This window comes from Actinoplanes awajinensis subsp. mycoplanecinus, assembly GCF_001509495.1.
GTDB classification, from domain to species: domain Bacteria; phylum Actinomycetota; class Actinomycetes; order Mycobacteriales; family Micromonosporaceae; genus Actinoplanes; species Actinoplanes palleronii.
In genome coordinates, this window is record NZ_LLZH01000053.1 from 1 (window position 1) to 16412 (window position 16412).

Below are 16412 nucleotides of genomic sequence, written 5' to 3' on the forward strand. Positions count from 1 at the left end.
GTCAACCCGGCACGGCACCCGCCGGTCAGACCGGGACCGTCCCGCCGCAAGGCAGGACTACCAACCGTGTGCTTGCTAAAGCGCACTGAGAGGTAACGGGTACGCCACCGTTCCGCCTGCCGACCTGTTGCCCCGGGTGCGTCGCCACCTGCGCTACGTCGAGCAGCTCCTCGCCGGGCGTGCCACGCTCGGGCAGCACCGCCGGCTCCTGGTCGTCGGCGGCTGGCTGTCGCTGCTGCGCGCCACCCTTCACATCGACCTACAGCAGCGAACGGCCGCCGAGGCGCACCTGAGCACGGCGGCCGAGTTGTCCGGGCAGTCCGAGCACGCGGAGATCGCCGCGTGGTGTCTGGAGACGCAGGCGTGGGACTGGCTGACGCGCGGTGACTTCCGCCGGGCCGTCGAGCTTTCCCAGCATGCGCAGGCCATCGCTCCGGCGGACGGGTCGGCGATCGTGCAGGCGACCGCGCAGGAGGGGCGGGCGTGGGCGCGGCTCGGCGATGCGCAGGCGACCCGGGATGCGCTGGGCCGAGTGGAGCGCCTGGCGGAGCATCGGGAGATGCCGGAGCATCCGGAGCACCACTACCAGTACGACCCGGCCAAGGCGCACAGCTACGCGGCGACGACGCTGGCATGGGCGGGAGATCCGGCGGCCGAACAGGTCGCGCGGGATGTGATCACCGAGCTGGAGGCGGAGGGCGCCCGGCCGCGGCGGATCGCGTCGGCCCGGCTTGACCTCGGCCTGGCGCTGCTGGCCGGGAAGCCGCGGCCGGAGGATGCGGCGCAGGAGGTCCGGGTGGCGATGCGGTCGGGCCGAATCGTGCTGTCGAACTGGTGGCGGGTGGTTGAGGTGGTCGAAGGCGTGGCTGCGAGCGGCGTGCCGGAGGCGGGTGACCTGCGGGAGAAGTGCGAGGCGCTGGGGCCGGCTGACGAGGGCTGACCTTTCTGTACGCAGGTCTGCGTACGCCCCTCTGCCTGCTGCGTACACCCACCTTCTACACCACGCGTGATCGTTCCGTAACGATCGGATCAGCGACGGCCTGCCCGCCGTGCTGACCCCGCGGAGCGGCGCAGGTGTGGAGGCGATGAGATGCATAGGCGACGGCGATTTCTCGGTCTGATACCGCTGCGCGGCTGTCGATTGATCGCCTGGAAGATTGGAGCGTCCCCGCTCTGCAAGATCGCCCGGCGTTCCAGGTCTGCGCCGATGCGCGCCGTATCCATACGCCGAGTAGCGTTCCGAGCTATCTCGCTGGCCGGGTGGACATGCCCACGGGTGACCTGTGCTGCCGCGCGTGTGGCCGACCGGTTCTGCGAAGTCCCAGTTGGGGGAGCGCCCGAACGATTGAGTGAACCGGAGTCGGTCGTCGGACCAGCCGAACGGCGAGAATTCGTTGGTGCCGTCCGCCAGCGCCAGGCCGTAGGCTGGAAACGGCGACGTCCGAGGAGGCTATTCCTGATGCGAGAAGCTGAAACGGATCCGGAAGACCCGACGCTGAGCATGGGGCAGCGGATCATGTTCTGCCGGCAGCGACGCGGCCTCACTCGTGATGTTCTCGGCGGCCTCGTGGGCAAGAGCGGACGGTGGGTAAAAGCCGTTGAGCGAGGCGAGATTGAGCAGCTCAAGCTCCCTACCGTGATCAGTCTGGCGGAGGGCCTCAGGGTGCGGGACCTGGCTCAGCTGACCGGGGGCGATCCGATGCCCGTGACTATGTTCCGCGGACCAGGACACCCAGCCCTTCCCGCCGTGCGTGTTGCTGTCAATGCCGTCGGCCTGCGGGACGCTGAGGAATCGCCGTCGCTGGACAGCCTTCAGGACCGGCTCGTCGCAGCCTGGCGGGCCAGGCACGCCTCACCCGATCACCGCACCGTCTTGGGCTCCCTGCTGCCCGACCTCATTCGGGATGCCCGACGTGCTACGCGAGAGCATGACGGTGCAGATCGTCGGCGAGCATTTGCTCTTCTGGCACAGGTCTACAACCTGACCCAATTCTTCGTGGCTTACCAGCCCGATGCCAGCCTGCTCTGGCGTATCGCGGAGCGGTCGTTCATGGCGGCTGAGGAGTCCGAGGATGCACGCGCGCTGGCGGGTGCCATCTGGCTCGCCACCCAGGCACATCGAGACGCCGGTGACTTCGATGCGGCAGAAGCGGTGAACCGCGAAGGCATGGAAGCGCTGAAGCCTCGCATGGCCGACACCGAGAACGACGATCTTCGGGCCGTTTGGGGAGCACTTCATCACGAGCTGGCCTACACGGCGGCCCGCGCAGGCCAGTACGGCGCAGCGTGGTGGTGGTGGGAGCAGGCCGACAAGATCGCGCGAACCCTCCCGATCAGCTTCTACGAGCCGATGACCAGCTTCAGCCGGGTCATCATGTCAGCCCACGCCGTGACGATCGCGGTCGAGGCGCGACAAGGCGCCGAGGCTCGCAAGCAGGCAACGAAATCGAGCAACCTGGCGATTCCATCCCAGCCTCGCCGGGGCCGGCACCTGATCGAGGTCGCGCGTGCGTGGGAGCTGGCGGGAGACAAGACGGCGGCACTCGGCACGCTCAAGGATGCGTATGTGGCCGCGCCGGACACTATCCGCTACAACGGGTACGCGCGCCGGATGACTCTGGAATTCGCCAAGGGACCGGAGAGCTTGCGCCGAGACGCGACTGATCTGGCCGATCAGATCGGGTTGCTCGTATAGGGGACAGTTTCCTGTCCGTCGGGAATGGTGGGTCGGCATAGCGTCCTGCCATGGCCTTGGAGCACGGACAGGACGTTCGACACGGCGGTGGCGGACCGGGCGCACCGAGAAAACGACGCCGGGTAGACGACATGCTGACCCGCGTGCCGCTGCTGAGCCGGCCTGATCGCGTCGGTATCCGATCTCCGGAGTTCTTTCGCGGACGCACTCGCGGGCGGGGTGGCCGCTGCCCGCCGATGATGATGGGGCGCGCGGGGGATCTCACGTCGGCACGGGAAGACCGCGCGAGAGGGGGCCGTTCGTGCTAGTCCCTCGTACGGATCATCAGGGCGAACGACCCAGTTGGGATTGCAAGGTGTGCGGCCGGCCGTGGCCTTGCGCGGTTGCCAAAGTCGAGCTTGCTGAGCAGTACCAGCGGTTCCCGCACGGCCTCGTCGTCTATCTCAGCTCGTGTCTGATCGACGCGATCGACGACTGGGCGGCCGTCCCGGGCGGGCTGCCGCCGGACCTGTACGAGCGGTTCCTCGGCTGGTCGGACAAGCCGGGGCTTGCCGCATGACAGCGGAAACCCGCCCGGAGAAGGCCACCCGGCAGCACCCAGGCGGAGAGGCCGGCATGCGACACGTCCGGAGACCACGATGACCGGCGCGGCGGCCGACTCCTCGTTGATGGGTGCACGGGAGATCGCTGACCGGATGGGCTTGTCGCGCCAGCGGGTTCAGCAACTTGCCGAACGCCCCGACTTTCCTGCCCCCGTGGCGTTGCTGCGCATGGGTCGAGTCTGGCGAACCACCGAGATCGAGTCCTGGCTGCGCATCTACCGCGACTTTGAAGAGAGGAAGTGACTACTGACAATGCCGGTGGCGCCATCGGCGGGGAAGCGGTAAGCGCAGGCCGCGCCGCTGCCGCTGCCGCAGGGGAGTGCTAGGGGTAGGCCGGTTCGCCGGCCTGCCCCTATTTTCGGGCCAGGCTGCCTCAGTGGAGCCCGCGTCGACCGCCCGGACCGACAGGTGAGGCCCGCAGTGACCGATCAAGAGAAGCTCCTCGACTACCTCAAGCGGGTCACCGCGGATCTGCACCAGACCCGTGAGCGGCTGCGTCAGGTGGAGTCCGCCGACCGGGAGCCGATCGCGATCGTCGCGATGAGCTGCCGCTATCCGGGTGGGGTGCGCAACCCCGACGACCTGTGGCGGCTGATCAACACGGGGACCGACGCGATCGGCCGGCCACCGGCCGACCGGGGCTGGGACCTCGCCGGCGCGGACGACGGTGACGGGCATGGCGCCGAGGGTGGTTTCCTGGATCGCGCCGGTGAGTTCGACGCGGCGTTCTTCGATGTCAGCCCGCGCGAGGCGTTGTCGATGGACCCGCAGCAGCGTCAGGTGCTCGAGGCGGCCTGGGAGGTCGTCGAACGCGCCGGACTGGTCCCGGCCACCCTGCGCGGCAGCCGCACCGGCGTGTTCATCGGCTCGAACACCCAGGACTACGTGCGGCTGATCGGCGGCACCGTGCAGGCCGCCGAAGGCTTCCTGATCACCGGTACGACCGCGGCGGTGCTCTCCGGCCGGGTGTCGTACACCCTCGGGCTGGAGGGCCCCGCGGTCACCATCGACACCGCGTGTTCGTCCTCGCTGGTCGCGATCCACCTGGCCGCGCAGGCGCTGCGCGGCGACGAGTGCACGATGGCCCTGGCCGGCGGCGTCACCGTGATGGCCACCCCGGACGCGTTCACCGAGTTCAGCCGGCAGCGCGGCATCGCCGCCGACGGGCGCTGCAAGGCGTTCTCGGCGGCCGCCGACGGCATCGGGCTCGCCGAGGGCGTCGGCATCGTCATGCTGGAACGGCTCTCCCGCGCGCAGCGCCTCGGCCACCCGATCCTCGGCGTGATCCGGGGCAGCGCGGTCAACCAGGACGGCGCCAGCAACGGCATCGCCGCCCCGAACGGACCGTCGCAGCAGCGCGTCATCCGCCAGGCCCTGGCCAACGCCGGGCTGTCGGTCGACGACGTCGCCCTGATCGAGGCGCACGGCACCGGCACCCGGCTCGGCGACCCGATCGAGGCGCAGGCGGTGCTGGCCACCTACGGTCAGGACCGCACCGCCGGCCCGGCCCGGCTCGGCTCGGTCAAGTCGAACATCGGGCACACCCAGGCCGCCGCCGGGGTCGCCGGGGTGCTCAAGGCCGTGCTCGCGATGCGCCACGACACCATGCCCCGCTCGTTGCACCTGGACCAGCCGAGCCCGCACGTCGACTGGTCGGCCGGTGCGGTCGAGCTGCTCACCGAGGCCCGGCCCTGGCCGCGCGGGGACGCGCCGCGCCGGGTCGGCATCTCGTCGTTCGGAGTCAGCGGCACCAACGTCCACATGATCGTCGAGGAGCCGCCGGCCCCGGTGGCCCCGGCCGAGACCGGCGTCCCGCTCGCGGCGCCGCATCCGATCGTGCTGTCCGCCCGCGACGACGCCGCGCTGCGCGCCCAGGCCCAGCAGCTCTACACCTACGTCGAGGACCGCCCGCGGATCGGCGTCGCCGACCTGGGCCGGGCACTGGTCGGCGGCCGGGCCGCGCTGGCACAGCGCGCCGTGCTGCTCGCCGACGACCGGGCGGCGCTCACCCGGGGACTGGCCGCCCTCGCCGTCGGCGAACCAGGCCTCGGCCTGGTCACCGGGGAACCGTCCACCGGCAAACTGGCGATGCTGTTCACCGGCCAGGGCGCGCAACGGCTCGGCATGGGCCGCGGCCTGGCCGAGCGGTTCCCGGGGTACGCGGCCGCGTTCAGCACCGTCGCCGCAGCTCTCGACCGGCACCTCGACCGGCCGCTGCGCGAGCTGCTCGACAGCGAGGACCTGCACCGCACCGGGTACGCCCAGCCTGCCCTGTTCGCCGTCGAGGTGGCCCTGCTGGAGACCGTCCGCGGCCTCGGGCTGAGTCCGCAGGTGGTGGCCGGGCACTCGATCGGGGAGATCGCCGCCGCGTACGCTGCCGGGGTTTTCTCCCTCGACGACGCCGCCGCCCTGGTGACGGCGCGCGGCCGGTTGATGCAGGCGCTGCCCGCCGGTGGGGCGATGCTGGCCGTCCAGGCCGGCGAGCCCGACATCCGCGCCGCCTTCCCGGGTGTCGACATCGCCGCGGTCAACGGCCCGGACGCCGTGGTGGTCTCCGGCACCGAGGCCGACATCGACCTGGTCGCCGCGCACGGCTGGAAGAGCACCCGGCTGCGCACCAGCCACGCGTTCCACTCACGGCTGATGGAGCCGATGCTCGCCGCGTTCGCCACGGTGGTCGAGAGCCTGACCTTCGCCGAGCCCACCCTGGCCGCGGTCTCCAGCGTCACCGGCCGCCCGGTCGAGACCGGGCAGTGGAACGACCCGGCCTACTGGGTGCAGCAGGTGCGCCGCCCCGTGCGCTTCGCCGACGCCGTCGGCGCGCTCGACGACCTCGGTGCCGGGCACTACCTGGAGCTCGGGCCGGACGCCGTGCTCACCGGGATGACCGCGCAGCTGCTCCCGCACGCCACCGTGGTGCCGGCGCTGCGCCGCGACCGCGACGACGCGACCACACTGCTGACCGCACTGGGCCGGCTGCACGCCGCCGGCAGCACCGTGGCCTGGCGCGAGCTCTACCCCGGCCGCGCCGGCGAGCACCTGGACCTGCCCACCTACCCGTTCCAGCACCGGCTGTACTGGCCGTCACCGGCCGACCTGGTCACCGTGGACGCCGCCGGGCTGGGCCTGGCCGCCACCGACCACCCGCTGCTCGGCGCCGCGCTGACCCTGGCCGGCGGCGACGGCAGCGTGCTGACCGGCCGGCTCGCCGTGCCCACCCACCCGTGGCTGGCCGACCACGCCGTGGCCGGCACCGTCGTGCTGCCCGGCACCGCGATGGTCGAGCTGGCGCTGCGCGCCGGCGAGCACGTCGGCGCCCCGGTGCTCGACGAGCTGACCGTGCAGGCACCCCTGCCGATCCCGGCCACCGGCGGCGGCGTCGCGCTGCAGGTGGTCACCGGTGCGCCGGACGACGCCGGGCGCCGCCCGGTGAGCATCCACTCCCGCAGCGAGGACGCGCTCACCGACGAGCCGTGGCAAACCCACGCCACCGGCACCCTCGCACCGGCGACCGCACCGGCCGGCGCGGCACTGGACCTGAGTGTCTGGCCGCCGACCGGCGCCACCGCGCTGACCGTCGACGGGTTCTACGAGCGGCTGGCCGGCGCCGGGTTCGGCTACGGCCCCACCTTCCGCGGGCTGACCGCCGCCTGGCGCCTCGGCGCCGACATCTTCGCCGAGGTGACCCTGCCGGAGTCCGAGGCGGGCCAGGCCGGCCGGTTCCACCTGCACCCGGCGCTGCTCGACGCGGCGCTGCACGGCGTCGCCCTGGCCGAGGCCGGCACCGACCGGTCGGCGCGGATGGCGTTCGCGTTCACCGACGTCACCGTGCACGCCGTCGGCGCCACCACCCTACGGGTGCGGCTCACCCCGGACGGCGCCGACCGGGTCGCCCTGGCCGCCGCCGACGGTGCCGGCGCGCCCGTCGTGACGGTCGGCGCCCTGGTCATGCGGGCCGCCGAGAGCGCCGCGCCGCAGGCCGGGCCGAGCCGGTCGCTGTTCGGCGTGGACTGGACCGAACACCCCCTGCAGCCTGTCGCCGCGCCGCAGGACTGGGCGGCGTTCGGAGCGGTGCGCGCCACCGGCCTGCCCCTCGGCGACACCGAGGCCCCGGCGGTGCTGCTGCTGGACTGCCCGCCGGACGGCGTCGACCCGGCCGACGACCCGCTGGGCTTGGCCGCCCGGGTGCACACCGCCACCGAGCGGGTCCTGCACGCGGTGCGCCAATGGCTCGCCGACGACCGGTACGCCGCCACCACCCTGCTGGTCACCACGACCGGCGCGGTCGCCGGCGGACCCGGCGACGAACCCACCGACCTGGCCCACGCCGCGGTCTGGGGCCTGGTCCGCTCGGCCCAGTCGGAGTACCCGGCCCGCATCGTCCTCGCCGACGTCGACGGCAGCGCCGCGTCCTGGGCCGCGCTGCCCGCGCTGGTCGCCGCCGGCGACGTCGGGCAAGCGGTGGTCCGCGCCGGCGCGGTGAGCGTGCCGCGGCTGGCCCGGGTGCTGCCCGACCCGGCGATGACCCCGCCGGACGCGCCGGCCTGGCGGCTGGAGAGCACCGGCGGCGGCACCCTCGACCGGCTGCGGCTGGCCGCCTACCCGGCGCCGCCGAGCCCGCTGGAACCCGGCATGGTCCGCGTCGGCGTGCGCGCCGCCGGCCTCAACTTCCGCGACGTGCTGATCGCCCTCGGCGTCTACCCCAGCGACAACCCCCTGGACCTGGGCAGCGAGGGCGCCGGGGTGGTCCTGGAGACCGGGCCCGGCGTCACCCACATGACCGTCGGCGACCGGGTGATGGGCGCGTTCGCCGGCGGTTTCGGCCCGGTCGCGGTCACCGACGGACGGCTGCTCGTGCCGATCCCCGGCGAGTGGAGCTGGGCCGAGGCCGCCGCCGTGCCGATGGCCTTCCTCACCGCCTGGTACGCCCTGGTCGAACTCGGCGACGTGCAGCCCGGCGAGACCGTGCTGGTGCACGCCGGCGCCGGTGGGGTCGGCACCGCCGCCATCCAGATCGCCCGGCACCTCGGCGCCCGGGTGCTCGCCACCGCCAGCCCGGCCAAGTGGGACGCGCTGCGCGCGCTCGGGCTCGGCGACGACGCCATCGCGTCCTCGCGCGACACCGGGTTCGCCACCACGTTCGCCGCTGGCCCGCGCGTCGACGTCGTACTGAACTCGCTGGCCCACGAGCTGATCGACGCGTCACTCGGGCTGCTCGCCCCCGGTGGGCGGTTCCTCGAGATGGGCAAGACCGACCTGCGCGACCCGGCGAACCTGCCGGACGTGCGGTACCGGCCGTTCGACCTGTTCGAGGCCGGCCCGGACCGGATCCGCGCCATGCTCACCGAGATCGTCGCGTTGTTCGAGGCCGGCCGGCTGCGGCTGCCCCCGGTGCGGGCCTGGGACATCCGGCAGGCCCCCGACGCGTTCCGCTTCGTCAGCCAGGCCCGGCACATCGGCAAGAACGTGCTGGTCATGCCGCGAGCGCCGCGCACCGGCGGCACCACCGTGGTCACCGGCGCCACCGGGCAGCTGGGCACGCTGCTGGTGCGCCACCTGGTGCACACCCGCGGCGTGCGCGACCTGCTGCTGCTCAGCCGCAGCGGCACCGAGGCACCCGGCGCCGGCGAGCTGTGGTCCGAGCTGACCGAGGCCGGCGCCCGGGTCCGGCTGGTGCGCTGCGACGTCGCCGACCGCGCCGACCTCGACCGGGTGCTCGCCGGCGTCGACGTGCGCGCCGTCGTGCACGTCGCCGGCGTGCTCGACGACACCGTGCTGACCGGGCTGACCGCTGACCGGCTCGGCACCGTGCTGCGCGCCAAGGTCGACGCCGTGGTCAACCTGCAGGACGCGACCGCCGGCGCCGACCTCGACGCGTTCGTGCTGTACTCCTCGGTGGCCGGGCTGTTCGGCACTCCCGGGCAGGGCAACTACGCCGCCGCCAACGCCTTCCTCGACGCGTTCGCGGCCGCCCGGCGCCGCCGCGGCCTGCCCGCCACCTCGCTGGCCTGGGGCGCCTGGGACACCACCGCCGGGATGGCCGGGAACCTCTCCGAGCTCGACCGGCGGCGGCTGACCCGCGGCGGCATCGCCCCGCTGGCCCTGCCCGAGGCGCTTGCGCTGTTCGACGCCGCGCTCGACAGCGTCCGGCCGCTGCTGGTGCCGATCCGCATCGACCACACCGTGCTGCGCGCCCGGCACGGCGACGCCGGGCTGCCGCCGCTGCTGCGCGGCCTGGTCCGCGAACCGGTGCGCCGCGCGGTCACCGATGCCACCGCCACGTCGCTGCTGCAGCGGCTCACCGGTCTCGCCCCGGCCGATCAGGACCGGCTGCTGCTCGACCTGGTCCGCACCCAGGCCGCCGCCGTGCTCGGGCACGCCTCCGCCGACGGGGTACCGGCCGCCCGGCCGTTCACCGAGCTGGGCTTCGACTCGCTGACCGCGGTCGAGCTGCGTAACCGGCTGGCCACCGCCTCCGGGTTGCGGTTGCCGGCCACGCTCACCTTCGACTATCCGAGCCCGGTGGTGCTCGCGGCGTTCCTGCGCGGCGAACTGGTCGGCGCGCTCGCCGAGGCCGGCCCGGCCGCGCCGGCGCGTACCGGTGTCGCCGAGCACGACCCGATCGTCATCGTCGGGCTGGGCCTGCGCTACCCGGGCGGGGTCAGCACCCCGGAGGAGCTGTGGCGGCTGCTCGCCGACGGGCGCGACGGTGTCGCCGGGTTCCCCGACGACCGCGGCTGGGACCTCGACGCGCTGTATCACCCGGACCCGGACCACCCGGGCACCTCGTACGTGACCGAGGGTGGCTTCCTCACAGGGGCCGGTGACTTCGACGCCGCGTTCTTCGGGGTCAGCCCCCGCGAGGCGGTCACCATGGACCCGCAGCAGCGGCTGCTGCTGGAGACCTCGTGGGAGGCCCTGGAACGCGCCGGCATCGATCCGGCCACGCTGCGCGGCAGCCGCACCGGTGTGTTCGCCGGCGTGCTCTACAGCGACTACGCGAACCTGTTGCGTCAGGCTAGCACCGGCGCCGAGGGGTACGCGGGCGCGTCCAGCGCCGGCAGCCTGGTGTCCGGCCGGATCTCCTACACGTTCGGGTTCGAGGGCCCGGCCATCACCGTCGACACCGCCTGCTCGTCGTCGCTGGTCGCGCTGCACCTGGCCGCTCAGGCGCTGCGCTCCGGCGAATGCGACCTGGCCCTGGCCGGCGGTGTCACCGTGATGGCGACCGCGGGCGCGTTCGTCGAGTTCAGCCGCCAGCGCGGGCTCGCCGCCGACGGCCGCTGCAAGGCGTTCTCCGACGACGGTGACGGCACCGGCTGGGGTGAGGGCGCCGGTGTCGTGCTGCTCGAACGGCTCTCCGACGCCCGGCGCGCCGGGCATCCGGTGCTCGCCGTGGTCCGCGGCAGCGCGGTCAACCAGGACGGCGCCAGCAACGGCATCACCGCACCCAACGGGCCGTCGCAGCAGCGGGTCATCCGCCAGGCGCTGGCGGTCGCCGGGATCGGTGCGGACGCGGTCGACGCGGTGGAGGCGCACGGCACCGGCACCGCGCTCGGCGACCCGATCGAGGCGCAGGCGCTGCTGGCCACGTACGGCCGGGACCGCACCGGCGAACCGCTGCGCCTGGGCAGCATCAAGTCCAACCTGGGGCACACCCAGGCCGCCGCCGGCGTGGCCGGCGTGATCAAGATGGTCCTGGCGATGCGGTACGGGCAGCTGCCGCGCACCCTGCACGTCGGCGAACCGTCCCGGCAGGTCGACTGGGCGGCCGGCGCGGTCGAACTGCTCACCGAGGCCCGCCCGTGGCCGCGCGCGGGTCACCCGCGCCGCGCCGGTGTCTCGTCGTTCGGCATCAGCGGCACCAACGCCCACGTCATCCTCGAGGAGCCGCCCGCACCGGCCGACCCGCCGCCGGGCGTCACCACGCTGCCGATCGTGCCGCTGGTGCTGTCCGGGCACGGCCCCGCCGGGCTGGCCGGGCAGGCCGTGCGGCTGCTCGACTTCCTCGACGCCCAGCCCGCCGCGCGACTGCTCGACGTCGGCGCGGCCCTGGCCGCCCGGTCCGCGCTGCCGCACCGCGCCGTGGTGCTGGCCAGCACCGCCGACCAGACCGTCGTGGACGTCCTCGACGTCGCCACCGGCGTGACCGCCGCGGCGGCGGCCACCGACGGCCGCCTCGCCGTGGTCTTCACCGGCCAGGGCTCGCAGCGCCTCGACATGGGCCGCGGGCTCTACAACGCGTTCCCGGTGTTTGCCGCCGCGTACGACGAGGTTGTGGCTCTCCTGGAGCTGCCGGAACCGCACGTGGAGCAGACCGGCTGGGCCCAGCCGGCGATTTTTGCCCTGGAAGTATCGCGGCGGCCTACGCGGCCGGTGTCCTGACCTTGGCCGACGCGGCCACGCTGGTCTCCGCGCGGGGTCGCTTGATGCAGGCCCTGCCCGCTGGCGGGTCGATGCTGGCGGTCCAAGCGTCCGAGGACGAGGTCCGCGCCGCGTTCCCGGACGTCGACATCGCGGCGGTCAACGGACCGAACGCGGTCGTGGTATCCGCTCTAGAAAAAGACATTTCACCCATTGAATCGTACGAGTGGAAGACGACCCGGCTGCGGACCAGTCACGCGTTCCACTCGCGGCTGATGGAGCCGATGCTCGACGACTTCCGGGCCGTCGTGGAGACGCTGACGTTCAGCGAGCCGCGCCTGGCCGTGGTCTCGACCGTGGACGCCGACGGGGACTGGACCGATCCGGAGTACTGGGTGCGGCAGGTCCGCGAACCGGTCCGGTTCGCCGACGCGGTCACCCGCCTCGACGCGGACCGGGTCCTGGAGCTCGGCCCGGACACCGTGCTCGCCACACTCGTGCCCGGTGCGGTCGCCGCGCTGCGCCGCGACCGCGACGAGGTCACCACCGTGTTCACCGCGCTCGGCGCGCTGTTCACCGCCGGTGTGCCGGTGACCTGGCCGGCGGTCTTCGCCGGGACCGGTGCCATCCGCACCGAGCTGCCCACCTACGCGTTCCAGCACACCACCTACTGGCCCACCCCGCGCCCCGCCCGGCCGGTCACCGACCCGGCCGGGCTCGGCCTGGTCGGCACCGGCCACGCGCTGCTGGGCGCCGCGGTCGAACTGCCCGGCTCGGCGGACACCGTGCTCACCGGCCGGCTCGCCGTCGCCACCCACCCGTGGCTGGCCGACCATGTGGTGCTCGACCGGATCGTCGTTCCCGGCACCGCCCTGGTGGAGATGGTCCTCGCGGCCGCGGAACGGGCGGGCCTACCGGCCGTCGAGGAACTGCTGCTGCAGACCCCGCTGACACTCACCGCCGACGGTGGCGTCCAGGTGCGGGTCACGGTCGCGGCCCGCGCGGAGGACGGCCGGCACGCGGTCACCCTGCACGCCCGCGCCGACGAGACCGAACCGTGGACGCCGCACGCCACGGGCCAGCTCACCGGCGAACTCACCACGCTGCAGGACGCCGGGTTGACCGTGTGGCCGCCGGCCGGTGCCGAACCGGTCGACCTCACCGGCTACTACCCGGGGCTGGCCGAGGCCGGCATGGCCTACGGACCTGCCTTCCAAGGCCTGCGCGCGGCCTGGCGGCGCGGCGACGACGTGTACGCCGAGATCGCCACCGACCAGACCGGCGCCGGGTACGCGGTGCACCCGGCCCTGTTCGACGCCGCCCTGCACGCCGTCGGCGCCGCCGGGTTGCTCGCCGGGCCGGGTGTCCGGCTGCCGTTCGCGTTCATCGGTGTCCGCGTGGCCGGGGAGGCCGGCCCGTTGCTGCGCGCCCGGCTGAGCGCCGCCACCGCACCGGACAGCGTGCGGGTCCGGCTCGCCGACGGCTCCGGCCGCCCGGTCGCCGAGGTCGACCAGCTCACCCTGCGCCCGGTCTCCGGCGCGCAGCTGTCCGCGAGCGATCGCCTGCTCTACGGCGTGCGCTGGACCCCGGTGGACACCACAGCCGTCGCCGAGGCGTCCGTGTCGATCCCGCTCGGCGCCGCCCTGCCGGCACCCGCCGCGGTGGTGCTGGTCGACGCGACCGCGCCCGGCACCGCCCTCGACCGCGGTACCGCGCTGCTCACTCTGCTGCACGCCTGGCTCGCCGACCCGGCCTGGTCCGGCTCCCGGCTGGTGGTGCGCACCCTCGGCGCGGCCGGCGATGACATCACCGACCCGGACGGCGCCGCACTGTGGGGCCTGGTCCGCTCCGCCCAGGCCGAGCACCCGGACCGCCTGCACCTGCTCGACACCGCCGACGAGGTGATCTACGACCTACCGGAAGCCGTGGTCCGCGACGGCGTGACCCGGGTGCCGCGGCTGTCCCGGCTCGCCGCGCCCGGCACGGCCGGTCTCGGTGACGGTGTCGTGGTGGTGACCGGCGCGACCGGCACTCTCGGTGGGCTGGTGGCCCGGCACGTCGCCGAGGCCTACGGGGTCCGTGAGCTGCTGTTGCTGTCGCGCTCGGGCGGGACTCTCGACATCGACGGCGTCAACGTGCGCGCGGTGGCCTGCGATCTGGCCGACCCGGACGCGGTCGCGCAGGCGCTGCGCGATGAGCCGGTCACTGCGGTGATCCACGCGGCCGGGGTGCTCGACGACGCGCTGCTGGCCGACCTGACGCCGCAGCGGCTCGCCACGGTGTTCCGGGCCAAGGTCGACGCGGCGCGCAACCTGCGCGAGGCCACGCGGGACCTGCCCCTCGCGGCGTTCGTGCTGTTCTCCTCGGCGGCCGGGCTGTTCGGCACCGCGGGACAGGGCAACTACGCGGCCGCGAACGCGTTCCTCGATGCGTACGCGATCGGTTTGCGATCCGAAGGCGTCCCGGCAACGTCTCTCGCCTGGGGTTTGTGGGATGCCGGGATGGGCGGCGCGCTCAGCGACGCCGACCGGGCCCGCGCCCGGCAGGGTGGCATCGTGCCGCTCACCGCCGAGCAGGGCCTGGCCGCCTTCGACGCCGCGCTCGCCGCGGACCGCGCCGTGGTCGCACCGCTCGGCCTCGACCTCGCCGCGCTGCGCGACCGTCCCGGTGTGGCACCGCTGCTGAGTGACCTGGTACGCCCCGGCCGCCGCGCCACCCCGGCCGCCGGCGGTCTCGCCGCCCGCCTTGCCGGCCTGACCGGCGCCGACCGCGAACGCACTGTGCTTGACCTGGTCCGCACGCACGTGGCCGCGGTGCTGGGCCACGCCACCCCGGACGCGGTCGAGGCCGGCCGGGCCTTCCAGGAGCTGGGCTTCGACTCGCTCACCGCCGTCGAGCTGCGCAACCGCCTCGGTACGGTGACCGGGCTGCGGCTGCCCTCCACCCTGGTCTTCGACTACCCGACCGTCACCGCGCTCACCGGCTACCTGATCGGCGAGCTCACCGGTGTGGGCGCGACGGACGTCCCGGTGGTGACCGCGGCCGCCGCCTCCGACGAGCCGATCGCGATCGTCGGTATGGCCTGCCGGTATCCGGGCGGGGTCGCCTCGCCGGACGACCTGTGGGACCTGGTGGCGGCTGGTGGCGAGGGGATCGGGTTGTTCCCGGAGGATCGTGGCTGGGCGGACATCTACCACCCGGATCCGGATCACCCGGGCACGTCCTACACCCGTGAGGGTGGCTTCCTTTATGGCGCGGGTGACTTCGACCCGGGGCTGTTCGGGATCTCGCCGCGCGAGGCCCTGGCGATGGATCCGCAGCACCGGCTGCTGCTCGAAACCTCGTGGGAGGCGTTCGAGCGGGCCGGGGTGAATCCGCTGGGCCTGAAGGGTTCACGGACCGGGGTGTTCGTCGGTGTCATGTACAACGACTACTCGATGGCTCTGGGTGCCTCGGACAACAGTGCCGAAGGGTTCATGGGCACCGGCGGCAGCATCGCCTCCGGCCGGGTGTCGTACACGTTCGGTCTCGAAGGTCCGGCGGTCACGGTCGACACGGCGTGCTCATCGTCGCTGGTGGCACTGCACCTGGCCGTGCAGTCACTGCGGACCGGGGAGTGCGACGCGGCGCTCGCCGGCGGTGTGACGGTGATGGCGACGCCGAACACGTTCATCGGCTTCTCCCGGCAGCGTGGTCTCGCCGCCGACGGCCGGTGCAAGTCGTTCGCCGACGGCGCTGACGGCACCGGCTGGTCCGAAGGTGTCGGCATGCTGCTCGTCGAGCGGTTGGCGGACGCGGATCGCCTCGGCCACCCGGTTCTCGCGGTGGTGCGGGGGAGTGCGGTCAACCAGGACGGTGCGTCCAACGGGCTGACCGCACCGAACGGGCCGTCGCAGCAGCGCGTCATCCGGCAGGCGCTCGCCAACGCCCACGTGCCCGCTACCGGCATCGACGTGGTCGAGGCACACGGCACGGGTACGCCGCTCGGCGACCCGATCGAAGCGCAGGCACTCCTCGCCACCTATGGTCAGGATCGGTCATCGCCGTTGCTGCTGGGTTCGGTGAAGTCGAACCTGGGCCACACGCAGGCCGCGGCCGGTGTCGCCGGGATCATCAAGATGGTCCAGGCGATGCGGCACGGCACCGTGCCCGCCACCTTGCACGCTTCCATCCCGTCGGCCCAGGTCGACTGGTCGGCGGGCGCGGTGGAGTTGCTGACCTCGTCGCGGGACTGGCCCGCACTCGACCGGCCGCGCCGAGCCGCCGTGTCGTCGTTCGGGATCAGCGGCACCAACGCGCACGTCATCCTCGAAGGAGTCCCGGCCGTCGAGCCGGTGGCGGGAATCGAACTGCCGGTCACGCCGATCGTGCTCAGCGCCGCCGACGAGAACGCGCTGCGCGAGCAGGCCGACCGGATCCGGGGCGCGTCAGGTTCCCTCGGTGACATCGCCCGCGCGCTGTCGCGCCGTGCGCCGCTGCGTCACCGTGCGGTGGTTCTGGCCGCCGATCGCGCTGACCTCGACCGGCTCCCGCTGCTGCCTGGCGAGGCTCGCCGTGCCTCCTTGGCGGTCGTCTTCACCGGCCAGGGTTCCCAGCGCCTTGATATGGGCCGCGGTCTTTACGACGCGTTCCCGGTGTATGCCGCCGCCTATGACGAGGTCGCGGCGCTGCTGGACCTGCCGAAGGAGCCGCAGGTGGAGCAGACCGGCTGGGCCCAGCCGGCGATCTTCGCCCTCGAGGTGGCGCTGCTT

At 73.6% G+C, this 16412-nt stretch carries 4 protein-coding genes and 2 pseudogenes; all 6 read left to right on the plus strand.

Features of this window, described 5'->3' with window-relative positions:
• Positions 1-94: 94 nt before the first annotated feature.
• Positions 95-940, plus strand: a pseudogene (locus ADL15_RS09940) (transcriptional regulator); the annotation flags it as partial.
• Between the two features lie 519 nt (positions 941-1459).
• The gene (locus tag ADL15_RS09945) at positions 1460-2695 is read left to right on the plus strand and encodes a helix-turn-helix domain-containing protein (protein WP_067687520.1); all 1236 of its coding nucleotides are present in this window, start codon (positions 1460-1462) and stop codon (positions 2693-2695) included.
• Positions 2696-3050: 355 nt separating this feature from the next.
• Positions 3051-3254 carry a hypothetical protein gene (locus tag ADL15_RS09950; RefSeq protein WP_232343999.1) on the plus strand — a complete coding sequence of 68 codons (204 nt, stop codon included), beginning with the start codon at positions 3051-3053 and terminating at the stop codon, positions 3252-3254.
• Between the two features lie 79 nt (positions 3255-3333).
• Positions 3334-3540, plus strand: coding sequence for a helix-turn-helix transcriptional regulator (locus ADL15_RS09955; RefSeq protein ID WP_232344000.1), 207 nt, complete (start codon positions 3334-3336; stop codon positions 3538-3540).
• A gap of 189 nt (positions 3541-3729) precedes the next feature.
• Positions 3730-11682 (plus strand): annotated as a pseudogene (locus tag ADL15_RS09960) (SDR family NAD(P)-dependent oxidoreductase); the annotation flags it as partial.
• A 2-nt stretch (positions 11683-11684) separates the two neighbouring features.
• Positions 11685-16412 (plus strand): type I polyketide synthase (locus ADL15_RS54095; RefSeq protein WP_198170691.1); only part of this gene is annotated, 4728 nt, incomplete at its 3' end.